13 protein-coding genes and 1 riboswitch are annotated in these 16904 nt (G+C 72.3%); of the genes, 3 read left to right on the forward strand and 10 right to left on the reverse strand.

All coding sequences use genetic code 11. The annotated features are described in order from the left end of the window. Positions 1-71 precede the first annotated feature (71 nt). Positions 72-929, reverse strand: coding sequence for a sulfurtransferase (locus ACFULQ_RS34725; RefSeq protein WP_383551678.1), 858 nt, complete (start codon positions 927-929; stop codon positions 72-74). Positions 930-1227: 298 nt separating this feature from the next. Between ACFULQ_RS34725 and ACFULQ_RS34730 the strand changes: the two genes are divergently transcribed. Continuing rightward, positions 1228-2019, forward strand: a complete 792-nt coding sequence (locus tag ACFULQ_RS34730) for a VOC family protein (protein WP_383551680.1) — start codon at positions 1228-1230, stop codon at positions 2017-2019. A gap of 151 nt (positions 2020-2170) precedes the next feature. Here the strand turns inward: ACFULQ_RS34730 and ACFULQ_RS34735 are convergent, their stop codons facing one another. The 4 genes from ACFULQ_RS34735 to ACFULQ_RS34750 are packed head-to-tail and all read right to left on the reverse strand — an operon-like array spanning position 2171 to position 7546. Next, a complete protein-coding gene (locus ACFULQ_RS34735; RefSeq protein ID WP_383551681.1) occupies positions 2171-2830 on the reverse strand; it encodes a thymidine kinase in 660 nt (219 codons plus the stop codon). Between the two features lie 43 nt (positions 2831-2873). Further along, complete coding sequence (locus ACFULQ_RS34740) at positions 2874-4070, reverse strand: alkaline phosphatase family protein (protein ID WP_383551683.1); 1197 nt, start codon at positions 4068-4070, stop codon at positions 2874-2876. Then, on the reverse strand, positions 4070-4666 hold the full coding sequence (locus ACFULQ_RS34745; RefSeq protein ID WP_383551737.1) for a DUF5998 family protein: 597 nt from the start codon (positions 4664-4666) through the stop codon (positions 4070-4072). Before ACFULQ_RS34745 ends, ACFULQ_RS34740 begins: the two co-directional genes overlap by 1 nt. Positions 4667-4708: 42 nt before the next feature. Then, positions 4709-7546, reverse strand: a complete 2838-nt coding sequence (locus ACFULQ_RS34750) for a GNAT family N-acetyltransferase (RefSeq protein WP_383551685.1) — start codon at positions 7544-7546, stop codon at positions 4709-4711. 197 nt (positions 7547-7743) lie between these two features. On the opposite strand from ACFULQ_RS34750, the gene ACFULQ_RS34755 reads away from it, so the two are divergent. Then, complete coding sequence (locus ACFULQ_RS34755) at positions 7744-8025, forward strand: HPr family phosphocarrier protein (protein ID WP_007385204.1); 282 nt, start codon at positions 7744-7746, stop codon at positions 8023-8025. Positions 8026-8161: 136 nt separating this feature from the next. Here the strand turns inward: ACFULQ_RS34755 and ACFULQ_RS34760 are convergent, their stop codons facing one another. The 4 genes from ACFULQ_RS34760 to ACFULQ_RS34775 all read right to left on the reverse strand — a co-directional run bounded on the left by ACFULQ_RS34760 (position 8162) and on the right by ACFULQ_RS34775 (position 12998). Next, complete coding sequence (locus ACFULQ_RS34760) at positions 8162-8857, reverse strand: GntR family transcriptional regulator (RefSeq protein WP_383551687.1); 696 nt, start codon at positions 8855-8857, stop codon at positions 8162-8164. A gap of 199 nt (positions 8858-9056) precedes the next feature. Next, positions 9057-9818 (reverse strand): M23 family metallopeptidase, encoded by a 762-nt coding sequence (locus ACFULQ_RS34765; protein WP_383551689.1) that lies wholly within the window; start codon positions 9816-9818, stop codon positions 9057-9059. Between the two features lie 13 nt (positions 9819-9831). After that, positions 9832-9994: riboswitch (cyclic di-AMP (ydaO/yuaA leader) on the reverse strand. 224 nt (positions 9995-10218) lie between these two features. Next, the gene (locus ACFULQ_RS34770; RefSeq protein ID WP_383551691.1) at positions 10219-11607 is read right to left on the reverse strand and encodes a M16 family metallopeptidase; all 1389 of its coding nucleotides are present in this window, start codon (positions 11605-11607) and stop codon (positions 10219-10221) included. After that, positions 11604-12998, reverse strand: coding sequence for a M16 family metallopeptidase (locus ACFULQ_RS34775; protein WP_383551739.1), 1395 nt, complete (start codon positions 12996-12998; stop codon positions 11604-11606). Before ACFULQ_RS34775 ends, ACFULQ_RS34770 begins: the two co-directional genes overlap by 4 nt. 340 nt (positions 12999-13338) lie before the next feature. On the opposite strand from ACFULQ_RS34775, the gene ACFULQ_RS34780 reads away from it, so the two are divergent. After that, positions 13339-15792, forward strand: a complete 2454-nt coding sequence (locus tag ACFULQ_RS34780) for a DNA topoisomerase (ATP-hydrolyzing) subunit A (protein WP_383551693.1) — start codon at positions 13339-13341, stop codon at positions 15790-15792. On the opposite strand, the gene ACFULQ_RS34785 is transcribed toward ACFULQ_RS34780, so the two are convergent. Further along, entirely contained in the window at positions 15789-16898 is a 1110-nt protein-coding gene (locus ACFULQ_RS34785; RefSeq protein WP_383551695.1) for a CobW family GTP-binding protein, read from the reverse strand. The genes ACFULQ_RS34780 and ACFULQ_RS34785 overlap by 4 nt on opposite strands. Between the last annotated feature and the right edge of the window lie 6 nt (positions 16899-16904).

Below are 16904 nucleotides of genomic sequence, written 5' to 3' on the forward strand. Positions count from 1 at the left end.
AGGCGGGCCCTCTTGCCGTGCGCCTGCTCGGGATCCGCCGGGCGCCTACTGGGGTTGTCTACTGGGGTTGTCTACTGGGGATCCGGGCCCACCGCGACCGGGCGCTCCGGGTCCGAGGACCACTCCGACCAGGAACCGACGTAAAGGGCCGCCGGGATGCCCGCGACCGCGAGGGCCAGCACCTCGTGGGCGCCGGAGACGCCGGAGCCGCAGTAGACGCCGACCTCGGTGTCGTCGCCGGCGCCCAGGGACTTGAAGCGGGCGTGCAGCTCCTCCGCGGGCAGGAAGCGGCCGTCCGGGCCGACATTGTCCGTGGTGGGCGCGGAGCGGGCGCCCGGGATGTGGCCGCCGACCCGGTCGATGGGCTCCACCTCGCCGCGGTACCGCTCACCCGCGCGCGCGTCCAGCAGCACTCCCGCGCGGGCCAGCGCCGCGGCCTCGTCGGCGTCGAGCAGGCCCGTCGCGGCCGGCACCGGTTCGAAGTCGCCCTCGGCGAGCGCGGGGCCCGGCAGGGAGGACTGGAGCGGGCCTTCCCAGGACGTCAACCCGCCGTCTAGGACTCGCACGTCCGGGTGACCCGTCCAGCGCAGCAGCCACCACGCGCGGGCGGCCGCCCAGCCCTGTCCGCCGTCGTACACGACCACCGGCCGGGCCGCCGAGACACCCGCGCGGCGCATGGCGGCGCCGAACTCCGCGAGGTCGGGCAGCGGGTGCCGGCCGCCGCTGCCGGCCGGACCGGCCAGCTCCCGGTCCAGGTCGACGTAGACGGCGCCCGGGATGTGCCCGGCCGCGTACTCGGCACGGCCGTCGAAGGGCGGCTCGCCGGCCGCCTTGGCCACGCTCAACTGCCAGCGGACGTCGAGCAGGACGGGCGGCTGCGGGCCCGCCAGAGCGCTCGCGAGGTCGGATGCGGAGATGATGGCGTTCATGGCCACCATCCTCGCGCACGGGGTGGCCGCGTCGTCCAGGTCCGGCTACTCTGCTCCGCCGAGCAGGCCCGATCACCAGGCGTACGGGAACGGGCACATGCTGTACAGCCGATCGCCATTCGTCGGCCATCGCCCGGCATTGGACGGGCAGCCGCGCGACAGGCACCCTCGGGGCACGGGAGTGCCGTGCGGCGGCGCGCCCGGAGCGCGCGGCACCACGGGTGGTGCGAGCATCGGCACGGAGGTCCGGACAGCGGACACGACACGGCCACCGCGAGGGGCCGAGGAGAGAGTGACGATGACCGAGGCAAGGGAGCCGGCCGTTCGGCCCGCTCGGTACACGCCCGGTACGCCCTGCTGGGTGAGTCTGATGGTGCACGGCATGGCCGCCACCCAGGAGTTCTACGGCTCCCTGTTCGGCTGGGAGTTCGTGCCGGGACCGCAGCAGCTCGGGCCGTATGTCCGGGCCCTGCTCGGTGGCGAGGACGTCGCCGGGATCGGCCAGCTGCCACCCGACCGGCATCTTCCGATCGCCTGGACGCCCTATCTCGCCTCGGCGGACATCGAGCTGACGGCCGAGACGGTACGGCTGTGCGGCGGCACGGTGGGGGTGGGTCCGCTGGACGCCGGGGACGCCGGCCGGCTGGTGATCGGCTCGGACCCCGCCGGTGCCGTCTTCGGGGTGTGGCAGGCGGCGGCGCACCTCGGCACGTCCGTCGCGGGCGTGCCGGGCACCCCCGCCTGGCACGAGCTGCTGACCTTCGAGACGGTGAGCGTCGCCAAGTTCTACGAGACGGTGTTCGGCTTCGAGGAGCAGCCGGTGGTCTCCGCCGACTTCGACTACGTCACCCTCCACGTCGACGGCCGCCCGGTCGCCGGCCTCCACGGCGTCGGCCAGGCCCTCCCCCGCGACCGGGGCCCGCACTGGATGACGTACTTCGAGGTGTCCGACGCGGATGCGGCGACCCGCCTCCTCGTGGACCTCGGGGGCCATGTCCTGCGCCCGCCCCACGACAGCCCGCACGGGCGCGTGGCCACGGTGGCGGACCCGGAGGGGGCGCGGTTCTCCCTGATCGAGAACCCGCGCTGAGCGACGCGGGAGCCCGGGCGGGGCCCTCGGTCAGAGGTGCTGCCGCATCGAGGACTCGGTCACAGGGGCGACCCGCTCGAGGCCGTCGGTCACAGGGACGCCCCGCGCTGACGCCCTCTGTCAGAGGCACGCCCCGCGCCCAGCCCCTCGGTCAGACGTGCGCCCCGGGCTGCTCGACCGGCAGTACGTCGGGGGACAGGGCCGCCGCCCGGGCCGTACCCGCGGTCATACGGCGGCGGTGGTGACGGCGGCACAGGACCTCGTAGCCGATGTCGTCGGACTGGTTGACGTCGCCGACGACCACCTGGGCGCCCTCGACGACCATCTCGCCGCCGACCGTACGGGCGTTGTGCGTGGCCCGGGCGCCGCACCAGCACAGGGCCTCCACCTGGAGGACCTCGACCCGGTCGGCCAGTTCGACCAGTCGCTGGGAGCCGGGGAACAGCTTGGAGCGGAAGTCGGTGGTGATGCCGAAGGCGTACACGTCGAGGTCCAGGTCGTCGACCACGCGGGCGAGTTGGTCGATCTGCTCCGGCGCGAGGAACTGCGCCTCGTCCGCGATCACGTAGTCCGCCCGGCCGCCGCGCGAGAGGTGGTCGACGAGGTAGGCGTACAGGTCCTGGCCGTCCTCGACCTCCACCGCGTCCGTGACCAGGCCGAGCCGCGAGGAGAGCTTGCCCTCGCCGGCCCGGTCGTCCCGGGTGAAGATCATGCCCGTCAGGCCGCGCGCCGAGCGGTTGTGCTCGATCTGGAGAGCCAGCGTGGACTTCCCGCAGTCCATGGTTCCGGAGAAGAACACCAGCTCGGGCATGGCGAGTCGAGCACCTTTCGGCGGGGGCGGGACAGGAGGGGCGTCAGGAGCGTACTTCGAGCAGGGGGACCAGTTGCTCGGCGGGGGTCATGGAACCGTGGTTGCCGACCATCGCGGACTCCTTCGGCTCCCGCTCGGAGGCGATGAGCAGGACGTCGTCGCGGGCGGCGGCGACCACGTCGCCGATGCGGTCGTACACCCGCTCGTCGAAGCGGTCCGGCGGCCCGAACCAGCCCGCCGCGACGGCCTCCTCGCGCGAGGCGACCCAGAACTGCTCGCCGAGCACCTCGCGCCAGCAGGTCAGCACGTCACCCTCGGCGCCCGGCACCGCGTACACATGGCGGGCCCGGCCCTCGCCGCCCAGCAGGGCGACCCCGGCGCGCAGTTCCCAGTCCTCGTCGAAGTCGATGCGGTGCTGCTCGTCGAACGGGATGTCGACCATGCCGTGGTCGGCGGTGACGTACAGCGCGCTGTGCGACGGCAGTTGCTCGGCGAGGCGCTGGACCAGGCGGTCGACGTACATCAACTGGCCGCGCCAGGTGTCGGAGTCGACGCCGAAGCGGTGGCCCGCGCCGTCGACCTCGGCGTAGTACGTGTAGACCAACGAGCGGTCACCGGCGGCCAGTTGCTCGGCCGCGAGGTCCACGCGCTCCTCGCCGGTCAGCCGCCCGTGGAAGGTGCCGCCGCTGAGCGCGACCTTGGTCAGCGGGGTGTTCTGGAAGGTGGGCGAGGAGACCTGGGCCGCGTGCACCCCTGCCTGGTGGGCGAGTTGGAAGACGGTGGGGTACGGCTGCCAGGCCCCCGGCTTGGTCCACGGCTGCCAGCGCAGCTGGTTCATCAGCTCGCCGGTGGCCGGGTTGCGCACGGTGTAGCCGGGCAGGCCGTGCGCGCCCGGCGGCTGCCCGGTGCCGACGGAGGCGAGGGAGGTCGCGGTGGTCGCCGGGTAACCGGTGGTCAGGGGGCGGCCGGTGCCGCCGCGCGAGCTGCCGAGCAGCGAGGTCATGAAGGGCGCCTCGTCCGGGTGCGCCTTCAGCTGCTCCCAGCCCAGACCGTCGATCAGGAACACGCAGTTCCGGTCGGCGGGCGTGAGCTCGGTGATCGCGGCGGTCATGTCCGGTACGGCCATGCCGGCGGCGAGGGTGGGCAGCAGGTCGGCTAGGGAACCGGAGCCGTACTCCGGGACGGGCGCGGTGTCGAGGGCGAGGGGTTCCGGGTGGTCCCAGGCGGCGGGCTGCACCATCAGCGGGTGACGTCCGCGGTCGCCTCGGAGATGGCCTGCGCGAAGGCGAGCGCCTGGCGCACGGTGTCCGGGCCGTCCCCCGCCTCGCTGACGCGCAGGCTGAGGTCGTCGGCGGTGGAGCTGCCGGTGTAGCCGTGGTCCGCCTCGCAGTTGGGGTCGCCGCAGGCCGCGGGCTCCAGGTCGATACGGGCGACGGCGCCCCAGCCGATGGTCAGCACGACCTCGCGGGGCAGGGTGCCCGGCTGGTACTGCTCGGGGTTGGCGACGACCCGGCTGACCACGACCGACGAGATCCGGCCGAGCTTCACGGACTCCGTGGAGGTAGTGGCGTACGGCGTCGGGGACGTGCTGTCCGCGGCCTGCTCGTCGGTGTGGCTGACGATGAAGCGGTTGCCGGTGAGGACGAGCACGGTCACGTGCCGCCGCACCTCGTTCTGGTCGAACGTCGTCTCCTGGTGGACCAGGTACGACCGGATGGTGTCGCCGCCCACGGCGGCCTCCACCGCCTCCGCCACGAGGGCGGGGTAGTAGCCGCTGCGCTCGATCGCCGCTCGCAGCCCCTGGGTCGTCGTACTGGTCTTGGCCATGACGTCCATCCTACGGGGGCGCACTGACTGCGAGGCACCGCTCGCCGCAGCTCAGTACGTGGGGAGTGTCCGCGGGCCGAGGTCGTCGCGGGCGGGCGGCGGGGCGAGCCGTACGGAGGCGCCGAGGACGCTCAGGCCGCGCGGGGCGACGACGACCGGCTCCAGGGTGACCGCCACGACCTCGGGATGGTCGTCGACCAGCCGGGACACCCGCAGCAGCAGCTCCTCCAGGGCCGGTGTGTCGACCGGTGTGGAGCCGCGCCAGCCGAAGAGGAGCGGGGCCGTCCGGATCGACCGGACCAGGGTCGTGGCCTCCCGGTCGGTGACCGGAATCAGCCGGTGCGCGGTGTCGCCGAGCAGCTGCGAGGCGGCCCCCGCGAGCCCGAAGGACAGCACGGCGCCGGCGGCCGGGTCGATGACGGCCCGGATGACGGTGTCCACCCCGCGCGGGGCCATCCCCTGCACCACGGGCCGCAGTTCGTCGGGCGGGCCGAACAGCTCGGTCAGCTCGGCGTACGCCCGGCGCAGCTGCTCCTCGTCCGCGAGGTCGAGGCGGACGCCGCCGAGGTCGGCGCGGTGGCGCAGGTGCGGGGCGGTGGCCTTGAGGGCGACCGGGTAGCCGAGGGTGCGGGCGGCCTCCGCGGCCGCGTCGGAGGTGGGGGCGGGCAGGGCGCGGTGCACCTCGATGCCGTACTTGCCGAGCAGTTCGCAGGTCTCGTCGGTGCCGAGGGTGAGGCCCTGCCCGCGCGTGAGGAGGCCGTCGATGAGGGCGGCCGCGCCCTTCTCGTCGATGTTCTCGTACTCGGGCACCTTGCCGGGTTCGGCCGCTTCCCGGCGCCACTGGGCGTACTCCACCACGTCGGCCAGGGCCCGCACCGCGCGCTCGGCGGCGGGGTAGGCCGGGATGAGGCGCTCCGAGGTCTCGGGGGCGGGCGGCCCGGCGGGCGCCGGTGCGGCCTGCAGCCGGTCCAGCGCACGGAAGGGGTGGTCGGCGCGGATCACCGGCGGGCCCGCGGCGGCCTGGGGTGCGGTGCTGGTCGCCGCGGACAGGGCCTCCGCGAGGCCGCCGAGTTCGACGTGCACCACGAGGACCGGCTTGCCGGGGACCTGCTCCGCCGCTGACCTGAGGGCCTCGGCGAGCGCGGCGTCGCCCGCCAAGCCCTGGCCGACCGCCGGGATGGCCGTGACGATCACCGCGTCGGAGGAGTCGTCCGCCAACGCGCGCGCGAGGGCCGCGTGGAAGTCCTCCGGCGCGGCCGCCGTGGTCAGGTCCAGCGGGGGCGTGGGCTTGAGGCCCTCGGCCACGCACGCGTCGTAGGTGAGCAGGCCGAGCGACTCGGAGTTGCCCAGGATCGCCACCCTGGGCCCGGTGGGCAGCGGTTGGCGGGCCAGCAGCAGGCCGGTGTCGACAAGTTCGGTGATGGTGTCCACGCGGATCACGCCGGCCTGCCGCAGCAGCGCGGACACCGTGGCGTGCGGCAGGCGCGTGGCGCGCACCGCGTGGCCCTGCGGGGCCGAACCCGCCCCTTGGACGACGACGAGGGGCTTCGCCGCCGCCGTACGCCGGGCGAGGCGGGTGAACTTGCGGGGGTTGCCGATGGACTCCAGGTACATGAGGACGACGTCGGTGTCCGGGTCGTCGTACCAGTACTGAAGGACGTCGTTGCCGGAGACGTCCGCGCGGTTGCCGGAGGAGACGAAGGTGGAGACGCCGGTGACGCCGGTGACCCCGCCGCCGCGGCGGTGCAGCCGGGAGAGCAGGGCGATGCCGATGGCACCGGACTGGGCGAACAGGCCGATCCGGCCGGGGCGGGGGGCCTCGGGGGCCAGGGAGGCGTTGAGCCGGACGTCCGGGGAGGTGTTGATGATCCCGAAGGCGTTCGGGCCGATGATCCGCATGCCGTACGCGCGTGCGTGCCGGACGAGTTCACGCTGGCGCTCGCGTCCCTCGGGGCCGCTCTCGGCGTACCCGGCGGACAGCACGACGAGTCCCTGCACGCCGTGCGCCCCGCACTCGGCGACGGCCTCGGGGACGTGCTCGGCCGGTACGGCGACGACCGCGAGGTCGACGGGGCCGTCGATGTCGCGCACCGAGCGGTGCGCGGGAACGCCGTCGACCTCCTTCCGGTCGTCGGGGAACGCCTTGTTCACGGCGTACAGGCGGCCGTCGAAGCCGTAGTCCCGGATGTTGGCGAGCACGCTGCGGCCCACGCCGCCAGGGGCGCGGCCGACGCCGATGACGGCGACGGAGCCGGGGGCGAGCAGCCGCTGCACGGACCGGGACTCGGCGCGCTGTTCGCGCGCGTACTGCACGGCGAGCGAGCGGTCGGTGGGCTCCAGGTCGAACTCCAGGCGTACGACGCCGTCCTCGAAGCTGCGCTTCTGGGTGTACCCGGCGTCGGTGAAGACCTTGATCATCTTGACGTTGGCGGGGAGCACCTCGGCGGCGAAGCGCCGGATGCCGCGCTCGCGGGCGACGGCGCCGATGTGTTCGAGGAGGGCGGAGGCCACACCGCGTCCCTGGTGGGCGTCCTGGACGAGGAAGGCGACCTCGGCCTCGTCCGCGGGGGCGGAGGCGGGCATGCCGTCCTCGCCGATGCGGTCGTAGCGTACGGTGGCGATGAACTCGCCGCCGACCGTGGCGGCGAGTCCCACCCGGTCCACAAAGTCGTGGTGCGTGAAGCGGTGGACGTCCTTGGCGGACAGGCGTGGGTAGGGCGCGAAGAAGCGGTAGTACTTCGACTCGTCCGAGACCTGCTCATAGAAGCTGACCAGGCGATCGGCGTCGTCGACGGTGATGGGCCTGATGCGCGCGGTGCCGCCGTCGCGCAGCACCACGTCGGCCTCCCAGTGGGCGGGGTACTCATGCCGGTCCGACGCGCTCTGCATGGGCCCCAGAGTACGGCTCGCGTACGACAACGGCGCGAGGCAGTCTGGGGAGAACGCGCGAGAGCAGCGCGAGGACGGAGGTCGGGCCGAGGCCGCGGTCCGACGACTCACCCCGGAGGGACTCCCGTCCCGTCCGGAGATGTTTCACGTGTGGGAAACTGGTCTAGACAACCCTGAACACCGAAGGGCAGCATCACATGGCTGAGCGCCGCGTCAACGTCGGCTGGGCCGAGGGCCTCCACGCCCGCCCCGCTTCCATCTTCGTCCGGGCCGCCACGGCCGCAGGTATCCCGGTGACGATCGCCAAGGCCGACGGCAACCCCGTCAACGCGGCCTCCATGCTGGCCGTGCTCGGCCTCGGCGCCCAGGGCGGCGAGGAGATCGTCCTCGCCTCCGACGCCGAGGGCGCGGACGCGGCCCTCGACCGGCTCGCGAAGCTGGTCGCCGAGGGACTCGAGGAGCTTCCCGAGACCGTCTGAGCCCTCCGGGACGCAGCGCGGTAAAAACACTCGAAGGGCTCGTCCGAATTATCGGGCGGGCCCTTCGCATTTCCCATTTACGGGCAGCAGAAATACTGCCCCTCGAATTACCCCCTCTTTGTATACGGTGCCTGTGTTAATGCCGCAGGCCCGTCACGTTTACAGGATGTTGCGAGGTCCTCACACGGTCCGCGCGCTCCCCGCCGGAGGTGAACCGCAGCCGGTGCGCCGCGCCCGAGCGCTCGGTGTGCAGGGCCGTGATCGCCCGCGCGCGCTCGCCGTCCCCGCGCGCCACCGCGTCCACGATCGCGCCGTGCTCCGCCCACGACTCGACCGGGTCGGCGGGCGCGTCCACGACGTACATCCAGGCGATCTTGTGCCGCAGCTGGGTCAGCATCGAGGTCATCGCGGGGCTGCCGGAGGCCTGGGCGAGCGTCTCGTGGAACCAGCCCCCCAAGGAGCGCAGATCCTCGCTGTTGCCCCGCCTGGCCCGCTCCTGGCCCAGCCGGACCAGGCCGCGCAGCACCTTCAGATGGGCCTCGGTGCGCCGCTGGGCGGCCCGGGAGGCGCCGAGCGGTTCGAGGAGCATGCGCATCTCCAGGAAGTCGGCGCCCTCCTGCTCGGTCGGTTCGGCGACGCACGCGCCCGCGTGCCGGCGCGTCACCACGAAGCCCTCGGCCTCCAGTGTGCGCAGGGCCTCCCGGACGGGGACGCGGGAGACGCCGTAGCGACGGGCGAGCAGTTCCTCGGTGAGCCGGCTGCCGCGCTCGTGGACACCGGCGACGATGTCGTCCCGGATCGCTGTGCATACCGAGTGCGCCGGAATACGCATGTCCGACCTCCGTCTTAATCCCCGTGAAACGTCGCCGATTGACGTGTGTTCAGTGACTCTATTGCAATCAGCGGGAATTTCCGACGGCGGGCCGGAATCCGGGGATATTTTTTGGACAGCGGGGCGTTGGAAACGACGAAACCCCGGCTCGGAGGAGCCGGGGCTTCACGAAGGCCGCGCGGAGGTCGCGCGCGGGTCGTCAGACGCTGACGCCGTGCGAGCGCAGGTAGGCGACGGGATCGATGTCCGAGCCGTACTCGGGGCTGGTGCGCGCCTCGAAGTGCAGGTGCGGCCCGGTGACGTTGCCGGTCGCGCCGGACAGGCCGATCTGCTGGCCGGGGGTGACCGACTGGCCGACCGAGACGCCGATCGACGAGAGGTGGCCGTACTGCGTGTAGGTGCCGTCGGCCATCCGGATCACGATGTTGTTGCCGTACGACCCGCCCCAGCCGGCCTCCACGACGGTGCCGCGGCCGACCGCGTGCACGGAGGTGCCGCTGGCGGCGTGGAAGTCGACACCGGTGTGGCTGCCGGACGACCAGATGGAGCCGCCGCTCTTGTAGCCGGTGGAGATGTAGGAGCCGGAGATCGGGGCGACGAAGGCGTTCAGGCGCTTGCGCTCGGCCTCGCGGGCGGCGCGCTCCTTGGCCTCGCGTATCTCCTTGGCCCGTGCCTCGGCCTTGCGCTTGGCCTCGGCGGCCGCCTTCTTCTGCGCGGCGGCCTGCGCCTGGGCCACGGCCTGGGCGTCGATCTGCTCGGCGAGCGAGTCACCGGCGCTGACGACGGGCATGAGGCCGCTCTGTTCGACGGAGCTCACGGAGTTGTCGGCGGCGAGCGCCGGGGCGGCGAGGGTGCCGATGACGCCGGTGGTGGCGAGGGCGGCGACGCCCGCGGCGCGGGCGGTGGTGCGCTTCATACGGCTGGGACGACGGTGCTTCCCGGTGGCGCAGGTGAACGCCATGTGGTGGCTGGTCCTTTCCTTCCTTCTCGCCTACCGGGTTAGCTGACGGGTTCGGAGCAGGAAGGTCTCCTACGGACCCCCTCGCGGTGCGCGGGCGTCCGATTCACCCCAGGGACGTGTGGTGGGTCCCCGGCTCCCCTGGCTCGCGCCGTACGGGGACTCGGCGATGACTGTCCGGTGCCGCGGACGCGGCGCACTGCCTGACGAACAGCCCAGGGGACGCTATGCGGGCGGACTTTCGATCCCCAAACCGATCACGGTGTTTGTAGCGCATCCCACAGGGCAGACAGGCAACCTCCGGCCCAATTCGGACATCTAAGAGACCTGGGTGTCGAAGGGGCCCTGGTGACACATCGGTCACCAGGGCCCCTTCGGGTCACGTGCGCGTGGGTCGCGTCCGCTACTCGGCTGTCACGACCTTGACCTCGCCGATGCCGAGGGCCTCGACGGGCTCCTTGATGGCGGCCGCGTCGCCGACCAGGATCGTCACCAGCCGGTCCACCGGGAAGGCGTTCACGACGGCCGCGGTGGCCTCCACGGTGCCGGTCGCGGCGAGCTGCTGGTACAGCGTCGCCTGGTAGTCGTCCGGCAGGTGCTGTTCGACCTGGTCGGCCAGCGTGCTCGCCACGGCCGCCGCGGTCTCGTACTTGAGCGGCGCCACCCCGACGAGGTTCTGGACGGCGACATCGCGCTCGGCGTCGGTGAGACCGCCCTCGGCGAGCGTGCGCAGCACCTTCCACAGGTCGTCCAGCGCGGGACCCGTGTTGGGGGTGTCCACGGAACCGCTGATGGCGAGCATCGCGGCCCCCGAGCCGTCCGGGGCGGACCTGAGGACCTGCCCGAACGCGCGCACGCCGTAGGTGTAGCCCTTCTCCTCGCGCAGGACGCGGTCCAGGCGGGAGGTGAGGGTGCCGCCGAGGCAGTACGTGCCGAGCACCTGCGCGGGCCACACGCGTGCGTGCCGGTCGGCGCCGATACGGCCGATCAGCAGCTGCGTCTGGACGGCGCCGGGGCGGTCCACGATGACGACCCGGCCGGTGTCGTCGGCGGTCACCGGCGGCACCGGGCGCGGCTGGGCCTGCGAACCGGTCCAGGAGCCGAGGGTGTCGGCGAGCAGCGCGTCCAGGTCGATGCCGGTGAGGTCGCCGACGACCACGGCGGTCGCGGTGGCGGGGCGCACGTGCTTCTCGTAGAAGGCGCGTACGGCCGCGGAGTCGATGTTCTCGACGGCCTCCTCGGTGCCCTGGCGCGGGCGCGACATGCGGGAGTCCGCCGGGAACAGCTCCCGGGAGAGCTCCTTGGCGGCGCGGCGCGAGGGGTTGGCCAGCTCGTGCGGGATCTCGTCCAGGCGGTTGGTGACGAGCCGCTCGACCTCGCTGTCCGCGAACGCGGGCGCCCTGAGCGCGTCGGCCAGCAGACCGAGCGCCTTGGCGAGGCGGGAGGCGGGCACTTCGAGGCTGAGGCGGACGCCGGGGTGGTCGGCGTGCGCGTCGAGGGTGGCACCGCAGCGCTCCAGCTCTGCGGCGAACTCCTCGGCGGAGTGCTTGTCGGTGCCCTCGGAGAAGGCGCGCGCCATGATCGTGGCGACGCCGTCCAGGCCGGCCGGTTCGGCGTCCAGGGGCGCGTCCAGGAGCACCTCGACGGCGACGACCTGCTGGCCGGGGCGGTGGCAGCGCAGGAGCGTGAGGCCGTTGTCGAGCGTCCCACGCTCAGGGGCGGGGAAGGCCCAGACCTTGGGCTCGCCCGCCTGCGGCTGCGGGTGGAATTCCATCGCGGCGAGCTCGGTCACTTGGCCGCCTCCTCGTTCTCGTCGGTGGCTTCTACGGTCGCCGCGGCTTCCGGGTCCTCGGCGGCGTCCTCGGCGCTGTCGGCGATCTCGGCCGGGGCGGTGGGCTCGTAGACGAGCACCGCGCGGTTGTCGGGGCGCAGCTTGGCCTTGGCGACCGCCTGGACCTCCTCGGCGCTCACCTCCAGGACGCGCTGTACGGCGGTCAGGGCGAGCTGCGGGTCGCCGAACAGGACGGCGTAGCGGCACAGTTCGTCGGCGCGGCCCGCGACGGTGCCGAGCCGGTCCAGCCACTCGCGCTCCAACTGGGCCTGGGCGCGCTCCATCTCCTCGGCGGTGGGGCCCTCCGCGGCGAAGCGGGCGAGCTCCTCGTCGATGGCGGCCTCGATGACCGGCACCTCGACGTCACCGGAGGTCTTCACGTCCAGCCAGCCCAGGGAGGGCGCTCCGGCCAGGCGCAGCAGGCCGAAGCCGGCCGCGACGGCCGTACGGTCGCGCCGTACGAGCCGGTTGTAGAGGCGGGAGGACTCGCCGCCGCCCAGGACGGTCAGGGCGATGTCGGCCGCGTCCGCCTCGCGGGTGCCGTCGTGCGGCAGCCGGTAGGCGGCCATCAACGCGCGCGCGGGGACCTCCTCCTCGACGACCTCGCGCAGCTGCTCGCCGATGGTCTCCGGCAGGGAGCCGTCGCGGGGCGCGGGCTTGCCGTCGTGCGCGGGGATGGAGCCGAAGTACTTCTCGATCCAGGCGAGCGTCTGCTCGGGGTCGATGTCGCCGACGACCGACAGGACGGCGTTGTTGGGCGCGTAGTACGTGCGGAAGAACGCGCGCGCGTCCTCCAGGGTGGCCGCGTCCAGGTCGGCCATCGAACCGATCGGGGTGTGGTGGTAGGGGTGGCCCTCGGGGTAGGCGAGCGCGGTCAGCTTCTCGAACGCGGTGCCGTAGGGGACGTTGTCGTAGCGCTGCCTGCGTTCGTTCTTGACGACGTCGCGCTGGTTCTCCATCGACTCGTCGTCGAGGGCGGCCAGCAGGGAGCCCATGCGGTCGGCCTCCAGCCAGAGGGCGAGCTCCAGCTGGTGGGTCGGCATGGTCTCGAAGTAGTTGGTGCGCTCGAAGCTGGTGGTGCCGTTGAGCGAGCCGCCCGCGCCCTGGACGAGCTCGAAGTGACCGTTGCCGTGCACCTGCTTCGAGCCCTGGAACATCAGGTGCTCGAAGAGGTGAGCCAGGCCGGTACGGCCCTTGACCTCGTGGCGAGAACCGACGTCGTACCAGAGGCACACCGCCGCGACCGGGGTCAGGTGGTCCTCGGAGAGCACCACGCGAAGGCCGTTGGCCAGGCGGTGCTCGGTCGCTGTCAGGCCCCCGGTGCCTGCCTGGTCTGTGGCCGTGTGACCCATGGGCATGTACGTCCCTTCGATCGCGGTCGCGGTCGTTGAGAACCGCGGTTTGTGGAGCTGTTTTCCTGCCGGTCCTGCCACTGTATGCAAGCGTGCGCACCCTCGGTGAAGTTCCCGGGGCGCGTACGCCCACAGCGGATCGCGTAGCCTGCGGGCAACCGTGAGGGAGGCGCTGTGCGGTCGTCGGCCCGGGCGGCCCTGCCGGGTCCCGGCCCGGACTGTCAGTGCCGCGGTCCACAATGGTCCGCGTCAGATCCTGTTCACGCTTCAGCAAGAGTGAGCCGAAGGGCCGATGTGAGCGACCCGTAGGCGAGCGACCAGAAAAGAGGAGCCGGCAGCGATGGCCCGCCGCAGCACGAAGACCCCGCCGCCCGACGACTCGTACGAGGAGCGGATCCTCGACATCGACGTCGTGGACGAGATGAAGGGCTCGTACCTCGAGTACGCGTACTCGGTCATCTACTCCCGCGCGCTCCCGGACGCCCGCGACGGCCTCAAGCCGGTGCACCGCCGCATCGTCTACCAGATGAACGAGATGGGCCTGCGCCCCGACCGCGGCTATGTGAAGTGCGCCCGTGTGGTCGGCGAGGTCATGGGCAAGCTGCACCCGCACGGCGACGCGTCGATCTACGACGCCCTGGTGCGCATGGCCCAGCCCTTCTCGATGAGCGTCCCGCTGGTCGACGGCCACGGCAACTTCGGCTCGCTGGGCAACGACGACCCGCCGGCCGCCATGCGGTACACCGAGTGCCGCGCCGCCGAGGCCGCGAGCCTGATGACCGAGTCCATCGACGAGGACACGGTCGACTTCGCGCCCAACTACGACGGCCAGGAGCAGGAGCCGGGCGCGCTGCCCGCCGCCTTCCCGAACCTCCTGGTGAACGGCGCCTCCGGCATCGCGGTCGGCATGGCCACCAACATGGCGCCGCACAACCTCACCGAGGTCATCGCGGCCGCCCGCCACCTGATCCGCTACCCGAACGCGGATCTGGACGCCCTGATGAAGCACATCCCGGGGCCCGACCTGCCCACCGGCGGCCGTATCGTCGGTCTCTCCGGCATCCGGGACGCGTACGAGACGGGCCGCGGCACCTTCAAGATCCGCGCCACGGTCTCGGTGGAGACGGTGACGGCCCGCCGCAAGGGCCTGGTCGTCACCGAGCTGCCCTTCACGGTCGGCCCGGAGAAGGTGATCGCCAAGATCAAGGACCTGGTCGGCGCGAAGAAGCTCCAGGGCATCGCCGACGTCAAGGACCTCACCGACCGCGCGCACGGCCTGCGGCTGGTCATCGAGATCAAGAACGGCTTCGTGCCGGAGGCCGTCCTGGAGCAGCTCTACAAGCTGACGCCCATGGAGGAGTCCTTCGGCGTCAACAACGTGGCGCTGGTAGACGGTCAGCCCCTCACGCTCGGCCTCAAGGAGCTCCTGGAGGTCTACCTCGACCACCGCTTCGAAGTGGTGCGCCGCCGCAGCGAGTTCCGGCGCACCAAGCGGCGCGACCGGCTGCACCTGGTCGAGGGTCTGCTCACAGCACTCGTCGACATCGACGAGGTCATCCGGATCATCCGCTCCAGCGACAACTCCGCGCAGGCGAAGGAGCGCCTGATCGAGCGCTTCTCGCTGAGCGAGATCCAGACGCAGTACATCCTGGACACACCGCTGCGGCGCCTGACCCGCTTCGACCGCATCGAGCTGGAGTCCGAGAAGGACCGCCTCAACGCGGAGATCGCGGAGCTGACCCGGATCCTGGAGTCGGACGCCGAGCTGCGCAAGCTCGTCTCCGCCGAGCTGGCCGCGGTCGCCAAGAAGTACGGCACCGCGCGGCGCACGGTCCTGCTGGAGGCCGGGGCGACGGCTCCCGTGGCCGCCGTACCGCTGCAGGTGGCGGACGACCCGTGCCGGGTGCTGCTGTCCTCGACGGGGCTGCTGGCCCGTACGGCGAACGGCGAGCCGTTCCCGGAGGAGGCCGGCGGAAAGCGCGCCAAGCACGACGTGATCGTCTCGGCGGTGCCGGCCACCGCGCGGGGCGAGGTCGGCGCGGTGACGTCGGCCGGCCGCCTGCTCCGGCTGAACGTGATCGACCTGCCGCAGCTGCCGGAGTCGGCCGCGAACCTCTCGGGCGGCGCCCCGCTGGCGGAGTTCCTCTCCCTGGAGGACGGCGAGAGCCTGGTCTGCCTGACCACGCTGGACGAGTCCTCCCCCGGTCTGGCGCTCGGTACCGAACAGGGCGTCGTCAAGCGCGTGGTCCCCGACTATCCGAGCAACAAGGAGGAGTTGGAGGTCATCACGCTCAAGGAGGGCGACCGGATCGTCGGCGCGGTCGAGCTGCGCACCGGCGAGGAGGACCTGGTCTTCATCACCGACGACGCCCAACTGCTGCGCTACCAGGCCTCGCAGGTCCGGCCGCAGGGCCGTCCGGCGGGCGGCATGACCGGCATCAAGCTCACCGAGGGCGCGAAGGTCATCTCCTTCACCGCGGTGGACCCGGCGGCGGAAGCGGTCGTGTTCACCGTCGCGGGCTCGCGCGGCACCCTCGACGACTCGGTCCAGACGACGGCCAAGCTGACACCGTTCGACCAGTACCCGCGCAAGGGCCGCGCCACGGGCGGTGTGCGCTGCCAGCGGTTCCTGAAGGGCGAGGACTGTCTGTCCCTGGCCTGGGCGGGCGCCGTCCCGGCCCGCGCCGCGCAGAAGAACGGCACTCCGGCCGACCTCCCGGAGATGGACCCGCGCCGGGACGGCTCGGGTGTGTCGCTGGCGAAGACGGTGTCGGTGGTGGCGGGGCCGGTCTAGGCCGGTTCCTCGGGATCCTCTTCCGTCCCCTGGACATAGCGCAGAACGCCCCACATGCCGGCCTCGTCGGCGGCGTGCGGGGCGTTCGTCGTATCCGCCCTGCACGCCTCCAGTTCCTCGGCGAGCGCCTGGGTGTCGATACCGGAGCCGATGAGGACGAGCTGGGTGAGCCGGTCGTCGCCGACGCCCCAGGGCTCGGGGTAGAACCGCAGGAAGCTACCGACGGCGTGGACGGCGTAACGGTTGCGGGCGTCGTACGGCCCGAAGTCCACGTACCCCTTGATCCGGTACAGCCCCTCCGGCCTGCTGTCGAGGAAGGCCATCAACCGACGGGGGTCCATGGGCACGTCGGAGCGGAACGCCACGCTGTCGTAGCCGGAGTGCAGGTGGTCCTCGTGACTGTGGTCCTCGTGATCGTGGTCCTGGTGATCGTGCTCGTCGGTGTGGTCGTGGAGGTCGTCGAAGGAGAGCTGTCCGATGCGCTCCTCGCCGGGGCGGCAGTCGAAGAGGAACTCGGGGTCGATGCGGCCGTAGGTGGCGGGGACGATCGCGGCGCGGTCGACGAGGGTGTGCACGGTCGCCAGGACGCGCTCGGCGTCCTGGGGGGCCGCCCGGTCCAGCTTGTTCACCACCACCAGGTCGGCGAGGGCCAGGTGCCGGTCGAGCTCGGGGTGCTTGGCGCGGGTGTCGTCGAACTCGGCTGCGTCGACGACCTCGACGAGACCGCCGTAGACGATGCCGGGCTCCTCGCTGGCGAGCACCATGCGGACGAGTTCCTGCGGCTCGGCGAGCCCGCTGGCCTCGATGACGATGACGTCGATGCCGGTGTCGGGGTGGGCGAGCTTGGCGAGGTACCCGTCGAGCTCACTGACGTCGACGGCGCAGCACAGGCAGCCGTTCCCGAGGGAGACGGTGGAGTCGCCGAGCGCGCCGGCGACGGCCATGGCGTCGATCTCGATGGCGCCGAAGTCGTTGACGACGGCGCCGATGCGGCTGCCGCCGCTGCGGTGGAGCAGATGATTGAGGAGGGTGGTCTTGCCGGACCCCAGGAATCCGGCGAGAACGACGACCGGGATCTGCCGGGGGCTCCCGCTCGGCTGACTCAACGTGCG

The organism is Streptomyces sp. NPDC057253 (genome assembly GCF_042669125.1).
Lineage (GTDB): Bacteria > Actinomycetota > Actinomycetes > Streptomycetales > Streptomycetaceae > Streptomyces.